The 21,186-nt window shown below is 72.4% G+C and carries 17 protein-coding genes; 12 read left to right on the top strand and 5 right to left on the bottom strand.

What is annotated here, in order from left to right:
* Window positions 1–33: 33 nt before the first annotated feature.
* Window positions 34–936 (bottom strand): LysR family transcriptional regulator, encoded by a 903-nt coding sequence (locus FV226_RS02675; RefSeq protein ID WP_147761690.1) that lies wholly within the window; start codon window positions 934–936, stop codon window positions 34–36.
* 170 nt (window positions 937–1,106) lie between these two features.
* Between FV226_RS02675 and FV226_RS02670 the strand changes: the two genes are divergently transcribed.
* The 6 genes from FV226_RS02670 to atzF are packed head-to-tail and all read left to right on the top strand — an operon-like array spanning window position 1,107 to window position 7,299.
* Window positions 1,107–2,051, top strand: coding sequence for an NrtA/SsuA/CpmA family ABC transporter substrate-binding protein (locus tag FV226_RS02670; protein ID WP_147761689.1), 945 nt, complete (start codon window positions 1,107–1,109; stop codon window positions 2,049–2,051).
* A 1-nt stretch (window position 2,052) separates the two neighbouring features.
* A complete protein-coding gene (locus FV226_RS02665; protein WP_147761688.1) occupies window positions 2,053–2,946 on the top strand; it encodes an ABC transporter permease in 894 nt (297 codons plus the stop codon).
* 5 nt (window positions 2,947–2,951) lie between these two features.
* On the top strand, window positions 2,952–3,731 hold the full coding sequence (locus tag FV226_RS02660; protein WP_147761687.1) for an ABC transporter ATP-binding protein: 780 nt from the start codon (window positions 2,952–2,954) through the stop codon (window positions 3,729–3,731).
* Window positions 3,728–4,645 (top strand): polysaccharide deacetylase family protein, encoded by a 918-nt coding sequence (locus FV226_RS02655; protein WP_147761686.1) that lies wholly within the window; start codon window positions 3,728–3,730, stop codon window positions 4,643–4,645. The genes FV226_RS02660 and FV226_RS02655 overlap by 4 nt, the downstream gene beginning before the upstream one ends.
* Complete coding sequence (locus FV226_RS02650; protein ID WP_147761685.1) at window positions 4,638–5,453, top strand: alpha/beta hydrolase; 816 nt, start codon at window positions 4,638–4,640, stop codon at window positions 5,451–5,453. The genes FV226_RS02655 and FV226_RS02650 overlap by 8 nt, the downstream gene beginning before the upstream one ends.
* A 49-nt stretch (window positions 5,454–5,502) precedes the next feature.
* The gene (atzF, locus tag FV226_RS02645; RefSeq protein WP_147761684.1) at window positions 5,503–7,299 is read left to right on the top strand and encodes an allophanate hydrolase; all 1,797 of its coding nucleotides are present in this window, start codon (window positions 5,503–5,505) and stop codon (window positions 7,297–7,299) included.
* A 15-nt stretch (window positions 7,300–7,314) separates the two neighbouring features.
* On the opposite strand, the gene FV226_RS02640 is transcribed toward atzF, so the two are convergent.
* The 3 genes from FV226_RS02640 to FV226_RS28445 form a co-directional block, all read right to left on the bottom strand.
* Entirely contained in the window at window positions 7,315–7,953 is a 639-nt protein-coding gene (locus FV226_RS02640; protein ID WP_147761683.1) for an invasion associated locus B family protein, read from the bottom strand.
* 8 nt (window positions 7,954–7,961) lie between these two features.
* Window positions 7,962–10,106 carry a YadA-like family protein gene (locus tag FV226_RS02635; protein ID WP_348644084.1) on the bottom strand — a complete coding sequence of 715 codons (2,145 nt, stop codon included), beginning with the start codon at window positions 10,104–10,106 and terminating at the stop codon, window positions 7,962–7,964.
* Window positions 10,107–10,241: 135 nt separating this feature from the next.
* Window positions 10,242–10,484: a hypothetical protein gene (locus FV226_RS28445; RefSeq protein WP_246685569.1), complete on the bottom strand. Its 243-nt coding sequence runs from the start codon at window positions 10,482–10,484 to the stop codon at window positions 10,242–10,244.
* A gap of 1,091 nt (window positions 10,485–11,575) precedes the next feature.
* Between FV226_RS28445 and FV226_RS02620 the strand changes: the two genes are divergently transcribed.
* The 4 genes from FV226_RS02620 (at window position 11,576) to FV226_RS02605 (ending at window position 18,091) form a co-directional block, all read left to right on the top strand.
* On the top strand, window positions 11,576–14,239 hold the full coding sequence (locus FV226_RS02620; protein ID WP_246691466.1) for a DUF3772 domain-containing protein: 2,664 nt from the start codon (window positions 11,576–11,578) through the stop codon (window positions 14,237–14,239).
* Window positions 14,240–14,595: 356 nt separating this feature from the next.
* Window positions 14,596–15,579 carry a GDP-mannose 4,6-dehydratase gene (gmd, locus tag FV226_RS02615; RefSeq protein ID WP_147761681.1) on the top strand — a complete coding sequence of 328 codons (984 nt, stop codon included), beginning with the start codon at window positions 14,596–14,598 and terminating at the stop codon, window positions 15,577–15,579.
* Window positions 15,580–15,631: 52 nt separating this feature from the next.
* Window positions 15,632–16,603: a GDP-mannose 4,6-dehydratase gene (locus FV226_RS02610; RefSeq protein ID WP_147761680.1), complete on the top strand. Its 972-nt coding sequence runs from the start codon at window positions 15,632–15,634 to the stop codon at window positions 16,601–16,603.
* A gap of 57 nt (window positions 16,604–16,660) precedes the next feature.
* Window positions 16,661–18,091 (top strand): phosphomannomutase, encoded by a 1,431-nt coding sequence (locus FV226_RS02605; protein ID WP_147761679.1) that lies wholly within the window; start codon window positions 16,661–16,663, stop codon window positions 18,089–18,091.
* A gap of 44 nt (window positions 18,092–18,135) precedes the next feature.
* Here FV226_RS02605 and FV226_RS02600 read toward each other — a convergent pair whose 3' ends face one another.
* Entirely contained in the window at window positions 18,136–19,143 is a 1,008-nt protein-coding gene (locus tag FV226_RS02600; RefSeq protein ID WP_147761678.1) for a sensor domain-containing diguanylate cyclase, read from the bottom strand.
* Between the two features lie 255 nt (window positions 19,144–19,398).
* Here FV226_RS02600 and FV226_RS02595 point away from each other — a divergent pair, with 255 nt between their 5' ends.
* Window positions 19,399–19,869: a CAP domain-containing protein gene (locus FV226_RS02595; protein WP_246688229.1), complete on the top strand. Its 471-nt coding sequence runs from the start codon at window positions 19,399–19,401 to the stop codon at window positions 19,867–19,869.
* Between the two features lie 37 nt (window positions 19,870–19,906).
* Window positions 19,907–20,848 carry a TAXI family TRAP transporter solute-binding subunit gene (locus FV226_RS02590; protein ID WP_147761676.1) on the top strand — a complete coding sequence of 314 codons (942 nt, stop codon included), beginning with the start codon at window positions 19,907–19,909 and terminating at the stop codon, window positions 20,846–20,848.
* Window positions 20,849–21,186 lie beyond the last annotated feature (338 nt).

Below are 21,186 nucleotides of genomic sequence, written 5' to 3'. Positions count from 1 at the left end.
AGAAGTCGGCGGGCGCGGTTTCGCTCCCGTACCTCAGGCGCCTGCCTGCCGCCGGTCGAGGCTGTGGGTGAGCTGGTCTGCGAACTTCGCCGCCGCGACGGAGAGCAGGCGCCCGCGCAGCTGCCCGAGGATCATCACCATCGGGTCGAGGTCGCGCGCGTCGATCGGGCGGCTGGCGAGGCGCGGGTCGTCGGGGATGCCGCTCGGCACCTGGAGGCTCACGGCCTCCTCGCGCAGAACGAGGTTGCGCAGGAACTCGAGCGAGCTCGACTCGACCACCGGCCCGAGCGGCACGCCCTTCCGCGCCAGGGCCTGCTCCAGGTGCAGGCGGATCGCCAGCGACCGGTCGGGCAGGGCCATCGCATGGGCGAGGCAGTCGCGCAGGCGCACCGGCCCGGCCTCCCGGGCGAGGGGATGGCCGGCCCGCATCAGCGCGCAGAGCGGCTGGCGGCAGGAATACAGCACGTGCAGGTCGGCGGAGGGCGGCGGCTGCAACACCAGGGCTAGGTCGGCCTCGAAGGCGGTCAGCGCCGCCACCGCCTGGACGTGGTCGCGCACCTGCACCGTGAACCCGACCTGCGGAAACCGCTCGCGGTAGGCCTGGACCTCCTCCGGCACCACCTGCGTGACGAAGGCCTGGCTGCAGGCCAGCGCCACGTGCCCGCGCCGGACCCCGGAGAGGTCGGCGATCTGCGAGCGCACACGCTCGAGGTCGGCGAGCTGGTCGCGCACGTGCCGGACCAGCAGCTCGCCGGCCGCGTTGAGCCGCATCCCCTGCGCCAGCCGCTCGAAGATCGGCGTGCCAAGTTCGTACTCGATGTCCTGGACTTGGCGCGTCAGCGCCGAGGGGGCGATGTTGAGGCGCTCGGCCGCCCGGCGGATCGAGCCGCTGCGGGCGATTTCGGCGATGCAGGCCAGCGTCCGGGTGTGCTTCATCGCAGATCCCCGCCTCGGGCGCGCTTCGGGCGGCCCATACCAACCAGCTAGACCGCCTGTTGCCGAAAGCGCAACGGCCCCATCCCGAATGAGCACTCGTTAGCAACGGCAGGGGGATCTACGCTTCGTACCGTCGCCGTTCCCCGCCTCGCCGGCCTCGGAGTGAAGCCATGATCGCCCGCCGCACCCTCCTTGCCGGCCTCGGGGCCGGGCTCGTCTCGGCGCCCTTCGTGGCCCGCGCCGCCGCGCCGGTGACGATCCGCATGGGCTCGCTCAAGCTGATCCATTCGATCGCGCCATACTTCTACGAGCGCTTTACGCCGGCGGGCTACGTGGTCGAGGTGATCCCGTTCGAGAGCCCGACCGAGTGCAAGAACGCGGTGGTCACCAAGTCGGTGGATTTCGGCACCTTCGGCATCGCCTCGGCGACCCTGGGCGCGGCCGCCGGCGAGCCGCTAACGGTGATCGCCTCGACCTGCAACGGCGGCATGGCGATCATCTCCAAGAAGGATTCCGACGTCCGCGCGGTCAAGGACCTCAGGGGCAAGCGCGTCGCCCTGTGGCCCGGCTCGACGCAGGAGGTGTTCGCCCTCGAGCGCATGCGCATGGAGGGGCTCTCGATCAAGGACATCGTGCCGGTGCGCATCTCGTTCTCGGAGATGCACATCGCCTTGGCGCGCGGCGACATCGACGCCTATGTCGGCGCCGAGCCGGCCCCCGGCGTCAGCCTGTCGAGCGGCGTCGGCCAGCTCGTCGAGTACCCCTACGGCACCGAGATGGGCTCGCTCAACATGGTGTTCGGCACCCATCGCGACACGATCGCGGGCAAGCCCGACCTCGTCCGCACCATGCTGGAAATCCACCGCAAGGGCACCGAGTTCGCCGCCAAGAACCGCGACGCGATGATCGACATGGCGGTGATGAAGCTCGGCCAGAAGCGAGAGGCTTTGGTGGTCTCGGCTCCCAACGTCGACCTGACGTGGAAGCTCGGCCCGGACGAGGTGAAGAAGGCCGAGGCCTACGCCCGGCACATGCTCGCCCTCAAGCAGATCAAGCGCCTGCCGGAGCCGGGCTTCGTCGACACCACGTTCGTCGACGCGATGCGGGACGCGTGACATGAGCGCGACGACGGCGACGGAGGCGGACGTGGCCGCCGCGGGCGACGCGGCGCTCCCCCTCTCCCGCATCGGAGAGGGCACCCGCGTTCCACGCCGTCGCACCAAGGACATCCTGCAGCGCATCAAGGGCGCCGCCCTCGCGCTGGCCCTGCCCCTCGCGCTCGCCCTCGTCTGGCACCTCGCCACGGTCGGGAAACCCTACAGCCTGATCCCGCCGCCGGCCGAGGTCTGGACCGAGATGCGCGACCTCGCCGTCGGCGGCGTCAACGACGACGCGTTCAGCGGCACGCTGTGGACGCATCTCGCGGCTTCGCTCGCCCGCGTCTTCGGCGGGTTCGCGCTCGCGGCGGCAGCCGCCCTGCCGCTCGGGCTGTTGATCGGCCGGGTGCCGCTGATGCGGGCGCTCCTCGACCCGACCTTCCAGATCCTGCGGCCGGTGCCCGTCACCGCCTGGCTGCCGCTGGCGATGATCCTGTTCGGGCTCGGGCCGCGCTCAGCCTACTTCCTGGTGTTCCTCGGAGCGTTCTACCCAATCCTCGTCAACACGATCTTCGGCGTGCGCGCGGTCGAGCCCCGGCTGTTCGAGGCCGCCGCCATGCTCGGCTGCACCGGCCCGGCACAGTTCGCCCGCGTGGTTCTGCCCGCCGCCCTCCCATCGATCTTCACCGGGTTGCGCCTCGGCCTCGGCTTCGCCTGGGTGGTCATCGTCGTCGGCGAGATGACCGGCGTCCAGACGGGCCTCGGCGCGATCATCATGGAGGCGCGCCAGCTCTCGCGCACCGAGATCGTCATCTGCGGCATGGTGGTGATCGGCGTCGCCGGGTTCATCTCCGACCGGATCGTCATGGAGATCGGTCGCCGCCTGCTCTCGTGGAGCCCCGCGCATGGTTGAATCCGATGGCTGATCCTACGATCCCGATCGTCGACGTCCGCGACGTCTCGAAGACCTACCTGTCGCAGGGGCGCCGGACCGAGGCCCTGCGCGGCGCCAGCCTCACCGTCCAGCGCGGCGAGTTCGTCTGCCTTCTCGGGGCGTCGGGCTGCGGCAAGTCCACCCTGCTGAGGATCGTGGCCGGCTTCGAGGCCACCACCGCCGGCGAAGCGCTGATGTGGGGCAAGCCGATCCCCGGACCCGGCCCGAGCCGGGGCATGGTGTTCCAGGATTACGGCCTGTTCCCGTGGTTGACCGTCCGCGACAACATCGGCTTCGGCCCGAAGTCGCGCGGCCGCCCCGCCGCGGAGGTGCGCGAGACAGCCGCGCGCTACATCGACCTCGTCGGCCTGGGCCAATTCGCCGACGCCTACCCGCACCAGCTCTCGGGCGGCATGAAGCAGCGCGTGGCCATCGCCCGCGTGCTCGCCAACGAGGCCGAAGTGGTGCTGATGGACGAGCCGTTCGGGGCGCTGGACGCGATGACCCGCGAGCGGCTGCAGGACGAATTGCTCGAGCTCTGGAGCCGAACCGGCCTCACGGTGCTGTTCGTGACGCACGCCATCGAGGAGGCGATCGTGCTCGCCGACCGCATCGTGCTGATGTCCCCCGGCCCCGGCCGGATCGAGGCGGTGCACACGGTCGACCTCCCCCGCCGCCGCGACGTCTCGAGCCCCGCCTTCAACGACGTTCGCCGCATGCTCTCGGCTCAGCTCCACAGCCACCACGCGCCGAAGGCCGCATGAGCGAAATTCCGCGCATCGACCGGCGTCGGCCGGAAAACCGCCTCGCCTATCGTGCCGCGATCGACCGGCCGCGCCTCGCACTGCCCGGGGCCAAGGCCGTCGCGGTCTGGCCGGTGGTCAATGTCGAGCACTGGCTGATCGACCATCCGATGCCGCGCCAGATCCTGGTGCCCCCGACCGCGGCCACCCTGCTGCCGGACGTGCCCAACTGGGCGTGGCATGAATACGGGATGCGCGTCGGCTTCTGGCGCTTCCTCGAAGCTTTCGCAGTGCGCGGCATCCGGCCGACCCTGTCGATCAACGGCTCGGTCTGCACCGCCTATCCGCGGGTCGCAGCCGCCGCGCACGCAGCCGGCTGGGAGTTCATGGCCCACGGCTTCGAGCAGGTTCCGACCCACCGGATCGAGGACCAGCCCGGGATGATCGCCCGCACCGTCGCCGCGATCCGCGATCTCACCGGCGCGGCGCCGCGAGGCTGGCTCGGGCCGGGCCTCACCGAGACGCTGGACACCCCAGACCACCTCAAGGCGGCAGGCATCGAATATGTCGGCGACTTCGTGGTCGACGATCGGCCCGCGCGCATCGCCACCGCGCACGGGCCGCTGGTGGCGATGCCCTATTCGGTGGAGCTGAACGACATCCCGCTGCTCGCGATCCAGCATCATCGCGCCGACGAGTTCGTGGAGCGGGCGCTGGCGCAGTGCGACCGCCTCGCCCGGGAAGCTGTCGGCGACGGGCCGCTGTCGGGCGCGAAGATCATGAGCTTCGCCATCCACCCCTACATCACCGGGGTGCCCCACCGCATCGGGCTGCTCGAACGCCTGCTCGACGCGCTGCTCGCCCGGCCGGACGTGGTGTTCCTGCAGGGCGGCGAGCTGCTCGACTGGTACCTGGGGACCGGCGACGATGCCTGAGACGATGGATTGGCGAGACCTCGACCGCGCGGACTTGAGCCGGGCCTACGACAATTCCGGCGCGGTGGCCGACAGCGCCGCGATCGTCGCCGGCTGGCGGACGCGCAGCGCCGCGTTCCGCGAGGCCCAAGTCGACGCGCTCGACCTCGCCTACGGGCAGGGTGAGCGCCAGCGCATCGACGTGTTCCGCTGCGGCCGGCCGAGCGCGCCGATGCTGGCCTTCCTCCACGGCGGCTACTGGCAGCGCAACGATCGGCGCGGCTTCTCCTGCATGGCCGAGGGGCCGCTGGCGCGCGGCCTCGACGTGGCGCTCGTCGGCTACACCCTGGCGCCGGAGGCGCGCCTGACGGACATCGTCGCGGAAGCCCGCGCCGCGCTGGCGCTGCTGCGGGCCGAGGGCGGCGGGCGCCGGCTCGTGGTCTCGGGCTGGTCGGCCGGCGGGCACCTGGCCGCCGCGGTCGCCGACGCGGCCGACGCGGGCCTCGCGATCAGCGGCATCTTCGACCTCGCGCCGATCGCCGGCACGACCCTGAACGACGCCCTCGCCCTCTCCACCGAGGAGATCGAGACGCTCTCGCCGATCCGCCACCTGCGCCCGGGCACGCCGCCCGTCGCGGTCGTGTACGGCGCCGACGAGCTCTTCGAACTCCGCCGCCAATCGGACGCCTACCACGCCGCCCGCCGTGCCGCGGGGCTGGACGGGCCGCTGATCCCGGTGCCGGGCGCCAACCACTTCACCGTGCTCGACGGGCTGATCGACCCCGAGGGCGTCATCAGCCGCACGGCTGCGCGGCTCGCCGGATTGTAGGCCCCGACACGAGGCCCCTTCCCATCAGATCGACCCGACGAGACGCCCCATGCCCCCGTTCCCGACGATCCCCGCTCTGCACGCGGCCTACGCCGCCGGAGAGGACCCGCGCGCGATCCTGGCGGAGGTGTACCGCCGCATCGCGGACACCGACGATCCCGGCATCTTCCTCGCCCTCGTGCCGGAGCCCGAAGCCGCGGCGGCCTTGGCCGCGCTCGGCCCGTTCGATCCGGCGAGCAAGCCGCTCTGGGGCATCCCGTTCGCGGTGAAGGACAACGTCGACGTCGCTGGGATGGCGACGACGGCCGCGTGCCCCGACTTCGCCTACACCGCCACCGAGACCGCCCACGCGGTCGAAAAGCTTCTGGCGGCGGGCGCGATCCTCGTCGGCAAGACCAACCTCGACCAGTTCGCCACCGGCCTCGTCGGGGTACGGACACCCTATCCGGTGCCACGCAACGCGATCGATCCGGCCTACGTACCGGGCGGCTCCAGCAGCGGCTCGGCGGTGGCGGTCGCCCGCGGCCTCGTCGCCTTCGCGCTCGGCACCGACACGGCGGGCTCGGGCCGGGTGCCGGCGGCCCTGAACAACGTCGTCGGCCTGAAGCCGTCGCTCGGCAGCGTCTCGACGCGCGGCATGGTTCCGGCCTGCCGCACGCTCGACACGCTCTCGGTCTTCGCCGGCACCGTGGCCGACGCCGACGCCGCCTTCCGGATCATGGCCGGCTACGACCTCGCCGACGCGTATTCCCGGCGACTGCCGCTGCCGGCGCCGTCGGCGATCCCGCCCGGCCTGCGCCTCGGCGTGCCGGATGCGCAGGGGCTGGATTTCGCCGGAGACGCCCTGTCGGAGGCGGCCTTCGCGGCGAGCCTTTCCGACCTCGAAGCACTCGTCGGCGCAGCGCGCCCGGTGGACTTTGCGCCGATGTTTTCGACCGCGCGCCTGCTCTACACCGGCCCCTGGGTGGCCGAGCGCTACCAGGCGATCCGCGACGTGATCGAGACGCGGCCCGAGATCCTGCATCCGACGACGCGGGCCGTGATCGAGAACGCGAAGGGTTTCTCGGCGGCGGACGCCTTCGGCGGGCTCTATCGCCTGGCCGAGCTGCGGCGTGCGGCCGACGCGGTCTGGGACGCGGTCGACGTGCTCGTCGTGCCGACCTTCCCGCGTCCGAGGACGGTCGCCGACCTCGCCGCCGACCCGATCGGACCGAACAGCGAGCTCGGCACCTACACCAACTTCGTCAACCTGCTCGACTGGTGCGCGCTCGCCGTGCCCGGCCGCTTCCGGGCGGACGGCTTCCCCGCGGGGGTGACGCTGCTGGCGCCCCGCGGCTGCGACGGGCTGATCGCGGCAATCGGCGCCCGCCTGCACGCGGCGTCCGGCGTGCCGATCGGGGCGAGCGCCGTGCCGGTCCCGGAGGCGGTCGCGCCGAAGAAGCCTCAGGGCGACGCAATCGAGCTGGCGGTGGTCGGCGCGCACCTGTCGGGCCTGGCCCTCAACGGCGAGCTGACCGGCCTCGGCGCCCGCTTCCTGCGGGCCGTCTCGACGGCGCCGGACTACCGCTTCTACGCGCTCCCCGGCGGCCCGCCGCATCGGCCGGGCCTGCTGCGGGTGGCGGCCGGCACGGGCACGGCGATCGAGACCGAGGTCTGGGCGCTCCCGCCCGAGGCCTTTGGCCGCTTCGTCTCGACGATCCCGAGCCCGCTGGGCGTCGGCACCCTGCGCCTTTCCGACGGCACGGCCCCGAAGGGGTTTTTGGTCGAGGCCGAAGGCGTCGTCGGTGCCGAGGAGATCGGGCGCTACGGCGGCTGGCGCGGGTTCCTGGCCCGCGCCGCCGGTTGATCCGGGCGAAACGCGCTACTTGAGGCTGGCGATCGCGCCGGCGAGGCCGTCGAGGGAGGTCGCGATGGCGACGGGGGCGGCGGTCTCGCTCCGGCGATAGCGTACGCGGACGGAGGCGCGCGCGGCGATCGCCCGGCGAAGAGCCTCGTCCACCGCCAGGAAGCCGAGGCAGAGGCTGGCGTTGCAGCTCTCCAGGCGGATCACGGTCTCCTCGGCCGCGCCGAACGCCAGCCCCACGGTGCGAGCCGACCATGCGCCCACCGGCGCGCGCACCACGAAGACCGGCGCCCCCGCGCTGGTGGCCGCGAGCGACCAGCTGAAAGCGAAGGCCCCGTCGCCGTCCACGATCGATTGCGAGGCGTTGCAGACCCGGCGATGGCGGCGCAGGTTCTCATCGCAGATCAGGGTCCAGGTCGCGAAGGCCTGGATCATCCGGCGGGTGTCGCCCGGCGCCTTGCCGGGAAGCGGCGCACCCTCGGGCGGGTGGACGCGATAGGCCGGCGCCGCGAACTGGGCGCGGGGCGGGTCGTCGGTGGAGACTGCGCCGCGCATCGCGAACGGCCCGAGGGCGCCGTCTCCGGCCGGGGCCGCGAGCGCGGGCGCCGCGAGCAGCATCCCGAGCCCGGCCACGGCGGCGATGGCGTGTGCGCGCACGGCCCGCCTCAGTTGAGGGTGAAGCTGGCGCCGGCGCCGATCCCGAAGTCGCGTACGGCGGCGACGCCGGTGGCGTTCACCCGCGCGGACCCGTCGGGAAGCGTGTAGCCGATGCCCATCGAGGCCGCGCCCTCGCCGCGCCCGACGCCGCCGCCGGCCGCCATGCTCAGCTTGCCCGGGCGGTCGTCGAAGCGGAGCGAGGCGGCCGCCAAGCCGATCGCCGCGCCGCGCCGCGCCTCCTGGCGGACCTGCCCGACCTCGTTCTGAAGGCCGGCGAGCTGGCTGCCGAAGGCGTTCGCCTGCTTCTCCAGCGGCGCGACGCGGGCGTCGGTGTAGGCGGTGCCGGCGGCGTAGCTCGCCTGCACCCGCTGGTCGGTGTAGGCGAAGCTCTGCGCTTTGGCGGTCGCGACCTGGGCCGTCACCTGCCCGAGGTTGGCGGCATCAGTGGGCTGCACCCCGGCCGCGACGTTGCGGATCAGAACCGGCTGGTTCGGGTCGCTGCCGGCCAGCGTCATCGACTGGCCGCGCCCGCCGGTCGCCGGGTCGACGTCGTACTTCACCGCGAACGCGTCCACCGCCGCGAGCGCGTCGCCGACGCCGGAATAGGACCGGCCGCCGAGGGCGTAGGTCGGCGCGGTGAAGCTGCCGTCGGCGGCGAAACCCGCTCCGCCGCCGAGGGCGCCGGCGAGGTTGCCGCCGACAGCGCGGAGCTGGCGCAGGTTGACCGCGTCGGTGTCCTGGGTGCCGCCGGCAACGTTGACGATCTGCCGCTCCGCGCCCTCTGCGCCGGCCGAGACCGCCCCAGCGGTCGAGGCCACCGTGATCCCGGAGAACGCCTCGGCAGCCCCCGAGAGCCCGGCGCGGCGGGCGATCGCGTTGGCGCCGAGCGCGACGCCGCCCTCGACGCTCGCCACCGAGGCCGGACCGATGGCGAGGCTGTCGGTCGCGGTGGCCTGGGCGGCGGCACCGGTGCTGCGCACCGCGACGTAGCGGCTTCCGGCGGTGTTGAGGGTGGTCACCGCGGCGTCGAGGCTGCCGAGCGCGGAGCCGACGTCGCCGAAGCTCGCGCCTTGGATCGCGTAGCTCGGGGCGGTGACCGAGCCGTCGGCAGCCACGCTCGACCCGCCGCCGAGGCTCCTCGCAAGCGAAGCGGAGAGCCCGTAGACCTGCCCGCCGCTGACCGCGTCGGTGGAGCCCAGGGCGACCCGGCCGCCGGAGACGCCGGTGAGCGTTCGGGCCGTGCCGTCGCGGTCGGCGAAGCTCACCGTGGTGCCGTCGGTCTCGGCGCCGACGGTCAGGCCGCGGGTCGCGGCGTCCTGCTTCACGAGGCCGACGCTGCCGTTGGCCAATCCGGCCGACAGGCCGGCGACCGCCTGGTTCGTCGCATAGAGCTGGCCGCCGTTGACCGCCTCGTTGGAGCCCGCCGCGAGGGAGCCGGCGGAGACGCCGCTGAGCACACGGCCGCTGCCGGCACTGTTGCGGAAGTCGACGAGCGCCCCGTCCGTCGCGGCGGCGACGCGGATCGCACGGCTCGTCGAGTCCTGCCGCACCAGGCCGAAGGTGCCGTCGTCGATGCTCTGGCGCAGCGCGTAGAGCTGGTCGCCGTTGACCGCATCGGTCGAGCCCGCGGCGAGGCTGCCCGGGGCGAGGCCGGTGATGCGGACCGCGGAGCCGACGGTCCCGGCGCGGCTCAGGTCGATGCTGGCCAGCCGGTTGCCCGACCCGTCGGTGTCGTAGCGCAATGCGAGTTGGTCGAGGGCGCCGACGACGCCGGGCACGGTGGCGTAGGATCGTCCGTTGTAGGTGTAGCTCGGCGGCGTGTAGGTGCCGTCGCTGCCGAAGCTGCCGCCGAGCGCTGTCGCATTCTTGGTGACCCCGCTCCCGACCGAACGGAGCTGGCGGACGTTGACGGCATCTGTGTCCTGCTGGCCTCCGGCGACATCGGTGATCTGTCGCTCAGCCCCTTGTGCGCCGACCGACACTTCGCCGTTGGCGGAGGACAGGGTGTTGGTGGTGTAGGCCTCGGTGCCGCTGAGGCTGCCCCGCAGCGCCATCGAGCCGGCACCGAGCGCCACGGACCGCGCCTTCGTCGCCGAGGCTCCGCTGCCGAGCGCCAGCGCCGAGCCGCCGACGGCCCTGGCGTTGTCGCCGATCGCGATGTTGCTGGCCGTCGGATTGCTCCCGGTTTCACCGGCGACGGAGAGGCCGCCCAGCGCCAGCGCGTCCTGTCCGTAGGCGCTGGCGATGAACCCGTGGGCGAACGAGAAGTCGCCGACCGCATAGGACTGTCATCCTAGATCGATGGCGACGTCGCCGAGCGCTTGGTTGTTCGTCCCGAGCGAAAGGGTCGAGCGGCCAGTAGCGAGGTTGGCATAACCGATCGCGACGCCGTAGGAGCCGGCCGCGTCGTTGTTCGCGCCGATCGCGGTCGAGTTGAAGGTCCCGGTGCCGGCCGAGTTGTGGTAGCCGACGGCCACGCCGCCGGCGGCGCCGACCGTGGACTTCTTGCCGATCGCCGTGCCCGACGGCACTGGTCTCCCCGGCGCCGGGCGGTGTGGTGCTGCCGTTCGCGCCGTTCTGGATGTTGCCGCCGGTCCCGGCCGCGGGGATGCCGACGCCGCTGGCATCCCGGTAATTGATGATGCCCTGGTTGTTCGTCGCCGACTGCGCGGAGGCGCCCGACCCGATCGCCACGGCACCGGCGCCAGCCGAGCTCGCGTTGTAGCCGCCGGCGAAGGACTCGTCGCCGGCGGCCGTCGCATTCGGGCCGATCGCGGTCGCGTTCGTTCCGGCCGACGTGGCGCCGGTGCCGGCATTGTAGGCTTGCGCCGAAGCCGAGGGCCAAGGTCAGCGCGGTCGTGGTCAGCAGGTGGCGATGCAGGCGCGCCGCAGGGCGGTCACAGGGTCGGTGGCTGGACGTGACGACCGGTGGTTCCTCGAAACACGCAACGAAGAGAACGGGACGGGCAAGGCGGTGCCGCGAACATCCAGTCACGCGATGGGCGGATGCTCTCGGTCGATCGAGTCGGGCGGGCGTTCCGGCCATGCGCCTTGGAGGTCGGAAGGCGGATCATGCTTCGGGCAGGCGATCGCCCTAAAGAAACTTCCTTGTTCTCACGGCCCCTTCAGCGCTGTTTGCTGCATTCGGATTTGCGCTTCAGCGAACATTTGAGTCCAGCCGTGTCGTTTATGACGGGTCATGATTAAAATCATGCTACTCGCGGCGATGTCGGATCGGCGTCGCTCAGGGACACATCGGGGCCGCTTTCGCGATCCGGCCAGGGGGGCGGTGTGACGGCCGACGTTGGGGCCGGCGGTCGTCCCGTCGCGATCACGAATTGATCGGACGGGCGGGCCGGCGGGCGCGGACGGGCCGAATGCCGGCCTCAGCCTTCGACCACCGGGGGGCGAACTCGGATCGCGGACGGCCGCAGGGTTATCGTCTCCGCCGGGGGTTCTGGGCGGCCCCCGGCACGCTTTCGCCCCATTGATCGGCGACACGGCGCACCTCTTGCGGGACGGCACCATGGCAAGGGCATCACGGAAGGGCGTCGCGGAGCCCGCGCCCACGGCCCTGTGCCCCCATCCTGCCGTTGCCCCTGCCGAGCATCCAAGGATTTCGATGAGTCGTCGCCCGTCCGCGCGCAGCCGAATCGCCCGCGAAACGCGCCTGCGCAGTCCGATCCGCTCGATGATCGCCGCCGGGCTGGCGGCGCTCCTGCTCGCCCCCGGCCTTGGTTGGGCGCAGTCGGCCCCGCCGCCGGCCCCCGCGGCCGGGACCCAGACCAAGACGCCCGACGCCAAATTCTCGGAGACGAAGCCGGCCGAGGGCAAGCCTGCTGACGCCAAGCCGGCCGACGCCAAGCCGGCCCCCCCGAAGCCCGAGATGTCCGAGGCGCTCAAGGCGGTGCGGGCCAAGCTCGACGCGGCCAAGAACGACCTCGCCGCGCGCGAGAAGGAGCTCGCCCGCACCGATCTCGGAACGCCGGAGCTGTCGGCGATCCGCGACGGCGTCGGCCCGGTCACCGACGAGATCCGGACGATCATCGGCCGGCTCGACGCGCCGCTCGAATCCGCCCGCGAACGCCTGACCCAGCTCGGGCCGAAGCCGAAGGACGCCGAGGAGAGCCCCGAGGTCGCCCAGGAGCGGGTCGAGCGCGACGCGGCGGTCTCGCGCATCGACGAGACCCAGCGGCTGGCGCGCTCGCTCCTGGTCCAGGGCGACCAGATCATCGACCGGGTCTCGAACCGGCGGCGCGAGTCCTTCACCAAGGGGCTGTTCGAGCGCAGCTTGGCCCTGGTAAGTCCGCAGCTCTGGAGGCGGGTCGCGGCCGACGTGCCCCGCGACGTGCGCTCGCTGCAGAGCGCGCTGTCGGACATCCTGCTGCTGTTCTCGCGCAACGGCACGCTGGGCAACCTGCTGCTGCTCGGCCTCGCCTTCGGCGTCTCGGTGGCGCTGTATTTCGGCCGCCGCAACATCGCCCCGCGTCTGGGCCGGCGCGACGCGGCGATGGCCGAGCCGACCCGGCGCCAGACCCTCCTCGGCGCGTGGCGGGTGCTGCTGCTCGGCACCGTGCCGGCGGTGATCGGCTCCTACGCGGTCTACTACGCCCTCGACGGCACCGACCTCCTGCCCTCCCGGCTGCTGCCGGTGGCCGGCGCGATCCTGGCCGGCCTCGCCTTCATCGCCTTCGTCGAGGCCCTGTGCGACGGCCTGCTCTCGCCGGACAAGCCGCAGTGGCGGCCCGCGCCGGTGAGCGACGCGGCGGCGATCCGGGTGACGCGGCTCGCCGTCGGCATCGCCACGGTGATCACCGTGGTGAAGTCGATCGAGGCGCTGAACTCGGGCATCTCGGCGGCGCTGCCGATCTCGATCGCCACCCGCGGCATCGGCGCGGTCGCGACCGCGCTGATCCTCGCCATCGGCCTGCACCGCTTCGCCGACAAGGAAGAGGAAGAGGAGGCCTGCTTCGGCCCCTACGTGCCGACGAAGACCACCACCGGCCTCGGCGGCCCGGCGCGCCTCGTCGGCTGGGCGGCGACGGCCGTCATCGGCGTCGCCGCCCTCGTCGGCTACGTCGCCTTCGCCGCGTTCGTGATCGACCAGCTGGTCTGGACCGCGAGCCTCCTGGTACTGCTCTACCTGCTCGTGCAGAGCGCCGACACCTTCGTCGGCGGCTCACTGTCGGACGACACCCGGCTCGCCACCGCGCTCCAGGCCAACACCGGCCTGCGCAAACGCTCGCTCAACCAGATCGCGGTGCTCTCGACCGGGGCCGCGCGGGTGCTGCTGTTCCTGATCGTGGCGCTCCTGGTGCTCGCGCCCTGGGGCCTTGATTCGACCGACATCGTCTCCTCGATCCGGCAGGCCTTCTTCGGCTTCAAGGTCGGCGACGTCACGATCTCTCTCTCGACCATCGCGCTGGGCCTCGGGATCCTGATCCTCGGCATCGTCATCACCCGGGCGGTCCAGCGCTGGCTCGAGCAGGTCTACCTGCCCGCCACCGACCTCGATGCGGGCCTGCGCAACTCGATCTCCACCGTGTCGGGCTATTGCGGCTTCCTGCTCGCCCTGGCCCTGGCCTTCTCGTATCTCGGCCTCAGCCTCGAAAAGCTGACGATCGTGGCCGGCGCGCTCTCGGTCGGCATCGGCTTCGGCCTGCAATCGATCGTCAACAACTTCGTTTCGGGCCTGCTCCTGCTCTGGGAGCGACCGATCCGCGTCGGCGACCAGGTGGTGATCGGCGATTCGGAGGGCATCGTGAAGCGCATCTCCGTGCGCTCCACCGAGATTCAGACCTTCGACCGCTCGGCTGTGATCGTGCCGAACTCCAACCTGATCTCAGGCATCGTCAAGAACCGCGTCCGCGGCGACCGGACCGGGCGGGTGTCGTTGACAGTCAACGTGCTGCGCAACCAGGACCCGGCGCGCGCCGCCGAGATGCTGCTCGCCTGCGCCGCCCAGCACGCCGACGTGCTGAAGGAGCCGGCACCGCGCGTGGTGTTCCGCAAGATCGGCGACCCGTTCCTCGAATTCGAGCTCGTGGTGATGATCGTCGACGTGAGCCTCGGCCTGAAGGTGCAGAACGACCTCAACTTCGCGGTGTTCGGGACACTGTCCCAGGCGGGTTTCATCCCGCCGCTCGGGCCGGGCTCCAGCATCGTCACGGTTCAGGGCCTCGACGGGATGCAGGAGGCGTTCTCCGAGATCGCCGGGCGGTTCCGCCCTCCGCCGGAGAACGGGATCGACTCCGGCCGCGACACGAGCCCGCTCGGCGCCCGGTAGCACGCGAGGCTCGCTTCCGCGGGCGGGCAACCGAGGTTCGCAAGCACGCAAAGATAGATTTCGTCTGCAGACATGCCCGCTTGGGTTGCAAGAACAAAAGTCCTTGGCCAAACCCTCCGGCATCGTTCGCGAGCGGGCGGGACGATTCGCGATGGCGACGCACCCGCCTGCCTCCGCCAACGGCGCGGTGGCGCCGCCGGGGACCGGACCCGCACTACGCCTGCGTATCGGCAGCCGAGGTCGGGCCTCTGATGCGTTGAAAACGGTGGTTCCAGTGGATATGCCACCGGGAAACACCGTGCGCCCTCGCTCATCGAACGACGGAACGTCACGTTTAGATGGAAGAGGTCTCGCAGATGAGCACCAAGACGGCACTGATCACCGGCATCACCGGGCAGGATGGGGCGTATCTCGCGCAGCTTCTGCTGTCGAAGGGCTATGCGGTGCACGGGGTGGTGCGGCGCTCGAGCCATGCCGGGGTGTTCGACCACCGGCTGAAGTGGCTCGGGATCGAGAACGACGTGGAGCTTCACGACGGCAACCTGCTCGACCTGTCGAGCCTCGCCCGGATCGTTCAGGCCGTGCAGCCGGACGAGGTCTACAACCTGGCCGCGCAGTCGTTCGTCACCGCCTCGTGGCAGCAGCCGCTGCTCACCGGCCAGATCACGGGCTTGGGCGCCGTCAACCTGCTCGAATGCGTGCGCACCCTGAAACCCGATGCGCGCTACTACCAGGCCTCGTCGTCGGAGATGTTCGGCCTGATCCAGGAACAGGTGCAGAGCGAGGCGACGCCGTTCTACCCGCGCTCGCCCTACGGCGTGGCCAAGCTCTACGCGCACTGGATGACGATCAACTACCGCGAGAGCTTCAAGCTGCACGCCTCGAACGGCATCCTGTTCAACCACGAGAGCCCGCTGCGCGGCGTCGAGTTCGTGACCCGCAAGGTCACGGACGGAGTGGCGCGGATCAAGCTCGGGCTGGCCAAGGAATTGCGGCTCGGCAACATCGACGCCAAGCGCGACTGGGGCCATGCCAAGGACTACACCCGGGCGATGTGGATGATGCTGCAGCAGGACAGGCCCGACGACTTCGTGATCGCCACCGGGCGCACCACCACGGTGCGCGACATGTGCGCGCTCGCGTTCTCTCACGTCGGCCTGCCGATGGACGACCACCTGATCATCGACGAGAAGCTGTACCGACCGGCCGAGGTCGAGGTGCTGCTCGGCAACCCGGCCAAGGCGGAAGCCGCGTTCGGCTGGAAGGCCGAGATCTCGCTCGAGACGATGATCCAGGAGATGGTCGAGGCCGACCTGAAGCGCCTCGGCGGCCGCGCTTGACCGGCAAGCGCGTCATGAGCCAGTGCCGCGTCGTGACGGGGCCCGTGCACCCGTGAAGCGGATCCTGGTCACGGGGGCGGCCGGCTTCGTCGGGCGGCACGCGCTGGCAGCGCTCTCGGCCGCAAGCGGGCCGGCGGACCGGATCCTCGGGATCGGCCGCGGTAGCCCGGCCGTCCTGCCGGAGCGCGTCGCCTACGAGACGGTCGACCTGCTGGACGAGCCGGCGCTGGACGCCTGCGTCGCCGGGTTCCGGCCGACCGACGTGCTACACCTGGCCGCGATGGCCTCGGTGCAGCAATCGGCGGATGCGCCGGGCGAGACCTGGCGGGTCAACCTCGTCGGGCTCCTGAACCTCGCCGAGGCGGTGGTGCGATCCGCGCCCGGCGCGGGCTTCCTGTTCGTGAGCTCGGGCGAGGTCTACGGCCGGGCGTTCCTCTCCGGGCGTCCGCTGACCGAGGACGCGGCGCCCGACCCGCAGGGGCCCTACGCCCGCTCGAAGTGGTTCGGCGAGACGATCCTGCGCGACGTGCTGGCGAAGTCCGACGTGCGGCTGGTGATCCTGCGGCCGTTCAACCAGGTCGGCGCCGGCCAGGACGAGCGCTTCGTGCTGCCGTCCTTCGCCGGCCAGATCGCGCGGATCGAGGCCGGCCTGGTGCCGCCAGTGCTGGAGGTGGGCAACCTCGCCGCCGAGCGCGACTTCCTCCCGGTGGGCGACGTGGTGCGGGCCTATGCCGAACTGATCGCCCGCGGCGTGGACATCGCCGACGGGTCGGTGTTCAACGTCGCCTCGGGGCGGCCGCGCAGCATCGCGAGCGTGGTATCGGACCTGCGCCGGCACGCACGGGTCGCGTTCGAGGTCCGGGTGGCGCCGGACCGGATGCGCGCGTCCGAGATCCCGGTGGCGGCCGGCGACGCGACGCGGCTGCGCACGGCCATCGGCTGGACACCCCGCGGCGACTGGGACGCCGCGATCGCCGACGTGCTCGAGCATGCGCGCGCAAGGCTAGGCCGGCCCGGACCGTGAGCACGGCCGTCGGGTCGGCGAGGTGCTAGTTCTCTTCGGCAAGGAAATGAGGATATCGTGAGCAGCCTGAAGTTCGGGACGAGCGGCCTGCGCGGCCTGGTGGCCGACCTCGTCGGATGGCCGAGCTACGCCTATGCCGGCGCGTTCCTTCGCTCCGTCGGCGCCACAAGTTGCGCGAGCCGCACCGTGGTGATCGGGCGCGACCTGCGCGACAGCAGCGCGGGCATCGCCGCCACCGTCGCAACGGCGGCGGCCGCCGCGGGCTTTACCGCGATCGATTGCGGCCCGCTTCCGACGCCGGCGCTGGCGCTGGAGGCGATCCGGCGCGGGGCCTGCGCCGTGATGGTCACCGGCAGCCACATCCCGCAGGACCGCAACGGCCTGAAGTTCTACCGGCCCGACGGCGAGATCACCAAAGCCGACGAGGCCGCCATCCTCGCCGCCCTCGGCGACGTCTCCGCGGTCGGGACGATGCCGGCGCCCGTCGCCGCGACGCCGGACCCGGACGTGGTCGAGCGCTACCGGCGCCGGTACAGTGCGGCCTTCGCGCCCGACATCCTCGCCGGCCTGCGGGTCGCCGTCTACCAGCAGAGCTCGGTCGCCCGCGACCTGCTCGCCGACTTGCTGGCAGGGTTCGGCGCCGAGGTCACGCCGATCGGTCGCTCGGACACGTTCGTCCCGATCGACACCGAGGCGCATCGCCCGGAGGATGTGACTTACATCGCCGAGACCATGGCGTCGGGCGCCTACGACGCGCTGGTCACCACCGACGGCGACGCCGACCGGCCGCTGGTGGCCGACGCTGCCGGCGGCATCCTGCGCGGCGACGTGCTCGGCCTGATCACGGCGCGGTATCTCGGCGCCGACGCGGTGGTGGTGCCCGTCACCGCGGGCTCGGCGATCGAGCGGGCCGGCGGGTTCGCGCAGGTGCTGCGCACCCGGGTCGGCTCGCCCTTCGTCATCGCCGGCATGGAGCAGGCGCAGCGCGCAGGCGCGAAGGCGGTGGCCGGCTTCGAGGCGAATGGCGGCTTCCTCCTCGGGTCGGACGTAGCGCTCGGCGGATCGGTGCTGCCCGCCCTGCCGACGCGCGACGCGATGCTGCCGATCCTCGCGACGCTGGCTGCGGCCCGCGACGCCGGCCTGCCGCTGGCCGGCCTCGTCGCCGCGCTCGACGTCGGCGCGATGGCGAGCGACCGCCTGCCGGATACGCCGCCCGAGCGCAGCGGCGCGCTCCTGCACAGCCTCGGCGACGCCGGGTTCCGGCACACGTTCCTGCAGCCGGTCGGCACCCCGGGGGCCGTCGACGCGCAGGACGGGGTCCGGATCGCGCTCGACGCAGGCCGCACGATCCACTTCCGCGCCTCCGGCAACGCGCCGGAGCTGCGCTGCTACACCGAGGCGCGGACCGAAGCGGAGGCCAAGGCCCTCCTGGCCTGGGGGCTGAAAGCCGCGGCGGCGGCGATGGTGGCGCTCCCGCGGGGCGCGTAGGCGTCGCCGTATCCTGGGGGGAGCGGCCGCGCGAGGCTGGGCGATCACGCGAGGCGGATCGGGGCGCCGTGGGTGCGGAACGTGTTCCGGCCGGCGCGCTTGGCGGCGTAGAGCGCCGCGTCGGCGCGGGCGAAGGCATCCGCCGGCCCGCCCCCTACCAGGGCCGCGATGCCCACCGAGGCGCCGACCCGGATCGTGACGCCGCCGACCTGCATCGGCCGGCCGACCGCGCCGACGATCCGCGCCGCGAGGGCTTCGGCGGCGTCGGCCGCGCAATCGCCGCCGAGCAGGATCGCGAACTCGTCGCCGCCGATCCGCGCCACGAGGTCGGCCCGGCGGCAGAGCCCGGCCAGGCGGCGGGCCGCCTCCCGCAGGCAGGCATCGCCTGCCGCGTGGCCGAAGCCGTCGTTGACCGCTTTGAAGCCGTCGAGATCGACCAGCACCAGCAGCCCCGCGCCGGCACGGCACAGGGCCGCAAGGCGGTCCTCGAAGCACATCCGGTTGGCCAGCCCCGTCATCCCGTCGACCTCGGCGCGCCGGCGCGCCGCCTCGGCGGCCAGCCTCTCCTCGGTGACGTCCTGCTTGATCCCGAACAGCCGAACCGCGACGCCCGCGCGCGCCTCCACCGTAGCGGTCAGGCGAATCCAGCGGAGCTGCCCGGCGGCGGTCCGGATCTCGGCGTCGAGGCGGAAGCCGGTCCGCTCGGTGATCGCCCGCGTGCGGGCCGCCTCGAGGGCGCGGCGCGAGGCGTCCGGATAGTGCTCGAGGGTGCGCCCCCGCGACAGGGCCGTCCCGCGCGGAATCCCGAACAGGTCGTAGACGCCGGACGACCAGTCGAGGGCCTCGTCGTGCAGCCGGCATTCCCACAGGCCGATCCCGGCCGCGGCAGCGGCCTGATCGAAGCTGCGCTGGCGCTCGGCCAGCCGCTCGGCGTCCCGGCGGATCAGGCGCAGCTGCGCCTCGGCGGACCGGAGGGTCGCCGACGCCGCGGCAGCGGCATGGGTGGGCAGCCCGGTCATGCGGTGGGCGACGCCGCCTTGCGGGAGCCGCACCGCGGGTTCGCTTCGGAGATTGCCACGCGATCCTCTCGGCGGACCGGAGCGAGCACAGGGAACGTCCCGGCATCCACGGTTCGATTCGGCACAGCCTAAGCGCAAGCCGGTGAACGGATCGTCAATCCTGATGACCGTCGCCGCTGCACGGTGCCGGCGGACACCCTATATGATCGCGCGGGCGGCCCGGCGCGGGCCGATGGCGAGCGGCGGGTCGGACACGTGGGCAGGATCGGACGATACGGTGCGGGCGTCCTGGTGTTGGCCGGCACGGCGTTGCTCGCCGGATGCGCCGCCGACACGCAGACGACCTCGGCGCTGCCGAGCCTCTACCTGCCGCTGTCGAACGACGCCGCCCACGTCGACACGGAAGCCGCCCGCGACATGATCTCGGCCTATCGCCGCGGCCGCGGCGAGGCGGCCCTCACCCTCGATCCGCAATTGCAGAAGCTCGCCGAGGCCGAGGCCGCGTCGATGGCGCTCGCAGACAGGCCGAGCAAGGCGCAGACCGTGAAGGGCGCGGTGGAGCGCCTCGGCTTCGCCTCGGCCAACGCCAACCTGTCGGCCGGCTACCACACTCTCGCAGAGGCCTTCTCCGGCTGGCGCGACAGCCCGCCCCACAACGCGGTGATGCTCGATCCGAAGGCCGCGCGGATGGGGATCGCCACCGCCTACGCGCCCGGCTCGAAGTACAAGGTCTACTGGGCGCTGCTGACCGCGAAATAACGCCCCGCCGGCCGGCAGGACCGATCCGGAGGATGCGATGCCGCCGACACGCGCCATGTTCACCCTGTACCTAGTCGCGCTGCTGGCGCAGTCGGTGCGGGCCGATCCGCTCCGCCTCGTCCTCGGCACCGCCACCCCCGGCGGCGGCTTTCCCGCCTACGGCGCGGCGCTCGCCTCCGCGATCCATGAGGTCGACCCGGACCTCATCATCGAGACCCAGGCCAGCGGCGGCTCGGCCGAGAACGTCGGGCTGCTGCGCGCCGGCACCGTCGACCTCGCCCTGGTGCAGGGGGAGGTCGCCTACCCGGCGCTGGCGGAGAAGGACGCGCCGCGCCTCACGGTGGTCGCGCCGATGTACGCCACCCCCGGCCTGCTCGTCGTCGCGGCAGCGAGTTCGGTTCGGGCGCTGGCGGACCTCGCCGGCAAGCCGGTGGCGCTCGGCACGTGCAATTCCGGGCTGACGGCGATGGGCCGCGCGGTGCTCGCCGCCTCGGGCCTCGACCCGGAGCGCGACGTCGTCCCGATCCTGCTGGCCCATGCCGGCGACGGCCCGGCCCTGGTCGCCGACGGGCGCGCGGCCGGGCTCTGGGGCGGCGGAATCGGCTGGCCGGGCTTCATGGCGGTGGCGGCGCTGCCCGGCGGGGCCCGCTTCGTCGGACCGGCGCCGGAGGCGATCGACCGGGCGCTCGCCGCCAGCCCGTCGCTCCGCCGCATGACCGTGCCGGCCGGCAGCTTCCGCGGCCAGGACGCGGCGATCGACACCGTCGGATCGTGGAGCCTCGTCCTCGCGCGGCCCGGCCTCGACCCGGAGGCGGCCCACCGGCTGGTGGCGGCAATCGACCGGGCGGGCGCGGACTTGGCCCGGCGCCTGCCGCAGGGCCGCGACAGCGATCCCCGGAACCTCTCCGGCGCGGTGCCGGCCGAAAACCTCAACCCGGGGACGGCGCGCTACCTGCGCGAGGTCGGCGCGGCACGCTGACCGTCCGATCTCGAGCAGGCTCTCGGCTTCGGGAGGGGCATCGTCTCGACGCACGCCGTCAGTCACCGCGCGTGAAGATGTTCCGGCCGTCGTCATTCTGGGGCTGCGAAGTGGAGCCCGGAATCCAGAGCCTACGACGAAACCAGGTCCGACACCGCCGGCGGTCCCGGAATGACGGTGCTGGAGGAGGTGGCCTCAGGCCGAGCCGGCGCGGGCGCTGCCGAACATGACGCCCGACGCGAGAATTCGCCCGCATGCGCCGTTCGCGCGCTTGTGAACCGCTCGGGCGCGGGGTTAGGAAATCTTGCTGAACGAACCGTAAAGACGGCCCGCCCCCG

Origin of the sequence: Methylobacterium sp. WL12, assembly GCF_008039475.1 — a bacterium.
Taxonomy (GTDB): Bacteria; Pseudomonadota; Alphaproteobacteria; order Rhizobiales; family Beijerinckiaceae; genus Methylobacterium; species Methylobacterium cerastii.
The sequence above is the reverse complement of the archived record's forward strand: the minus strand, read 5'-3'. Positions and strand labels throughout refer to the sequence as shown.

Coding starts and splice junctions, on each gene's coding strand:
- FV226_RS02655 (WP_147761686.1), top strand. CDS start 3,728: ATGAGCGAAATTCCGCGCATCGACCGGCGTCGGCCGGAAAACCGCCTC.
- FV226_RS02660 (WP_147761687.1), top strand. CDS start 2,952: ATGGCTGATCCTACGATCCCGATCGTCGACGTCCGCGACGTCTCGAAG.
- FV226_RS02650 (WP_147761685.1), top strand. CDS start 4,638: ATGCCTGAGACGATGGATTGGCGAGACCTCGACCGCGCGGACTTGAGC.
- atzF (WP_147761684.1), top strand. CDS start 5,503: ATGCCCCCGTTCCCGACGATCCCCGCTCTGCACGCGGCCTACGCCGCC.
- FV226_RS02620 (WP_246691466.1), top strand. CDS start 11,576: ATGAGTCGTCGCCCGTCCGCGCGCAGCCGAATCGCCCGCGAAACGCGC.
- FV226_RS02665 (WP_147761688.1), top strand. CDS start 2,053: ATGAGCGCGACGACGGCGACGGAGGCGGACGTGGCCGCCGCGGGCGAC.
- FV226_RS02675 (WP_147761690.1), bottom strand. CDS start 936: ATGAAGCACACCCGGACGCTGGCCTGCATCGCCGAAATCGCCCGCAGC.
- FV226_RS02670 (WP_147761689.1), top strand. CDS start 1,107: ATGATCGCCCGCCGCACCCTCCTTGCCGGCCTCGGGGCCGGGCTCGTC.
- gmd (WP_147761681.1), top strand. CDS start 14,596: ATGAGCACCAAGACGGCACTGATCACCGGCATCACCGGGCAGGATGGG.
- FV226_RS02590 (WP_147761676.1), top strand. CDS start 19,907: ATGCCGCCGACACGCGCCATGTTCACCCTGTACCTAGTCGCGCTGCTG.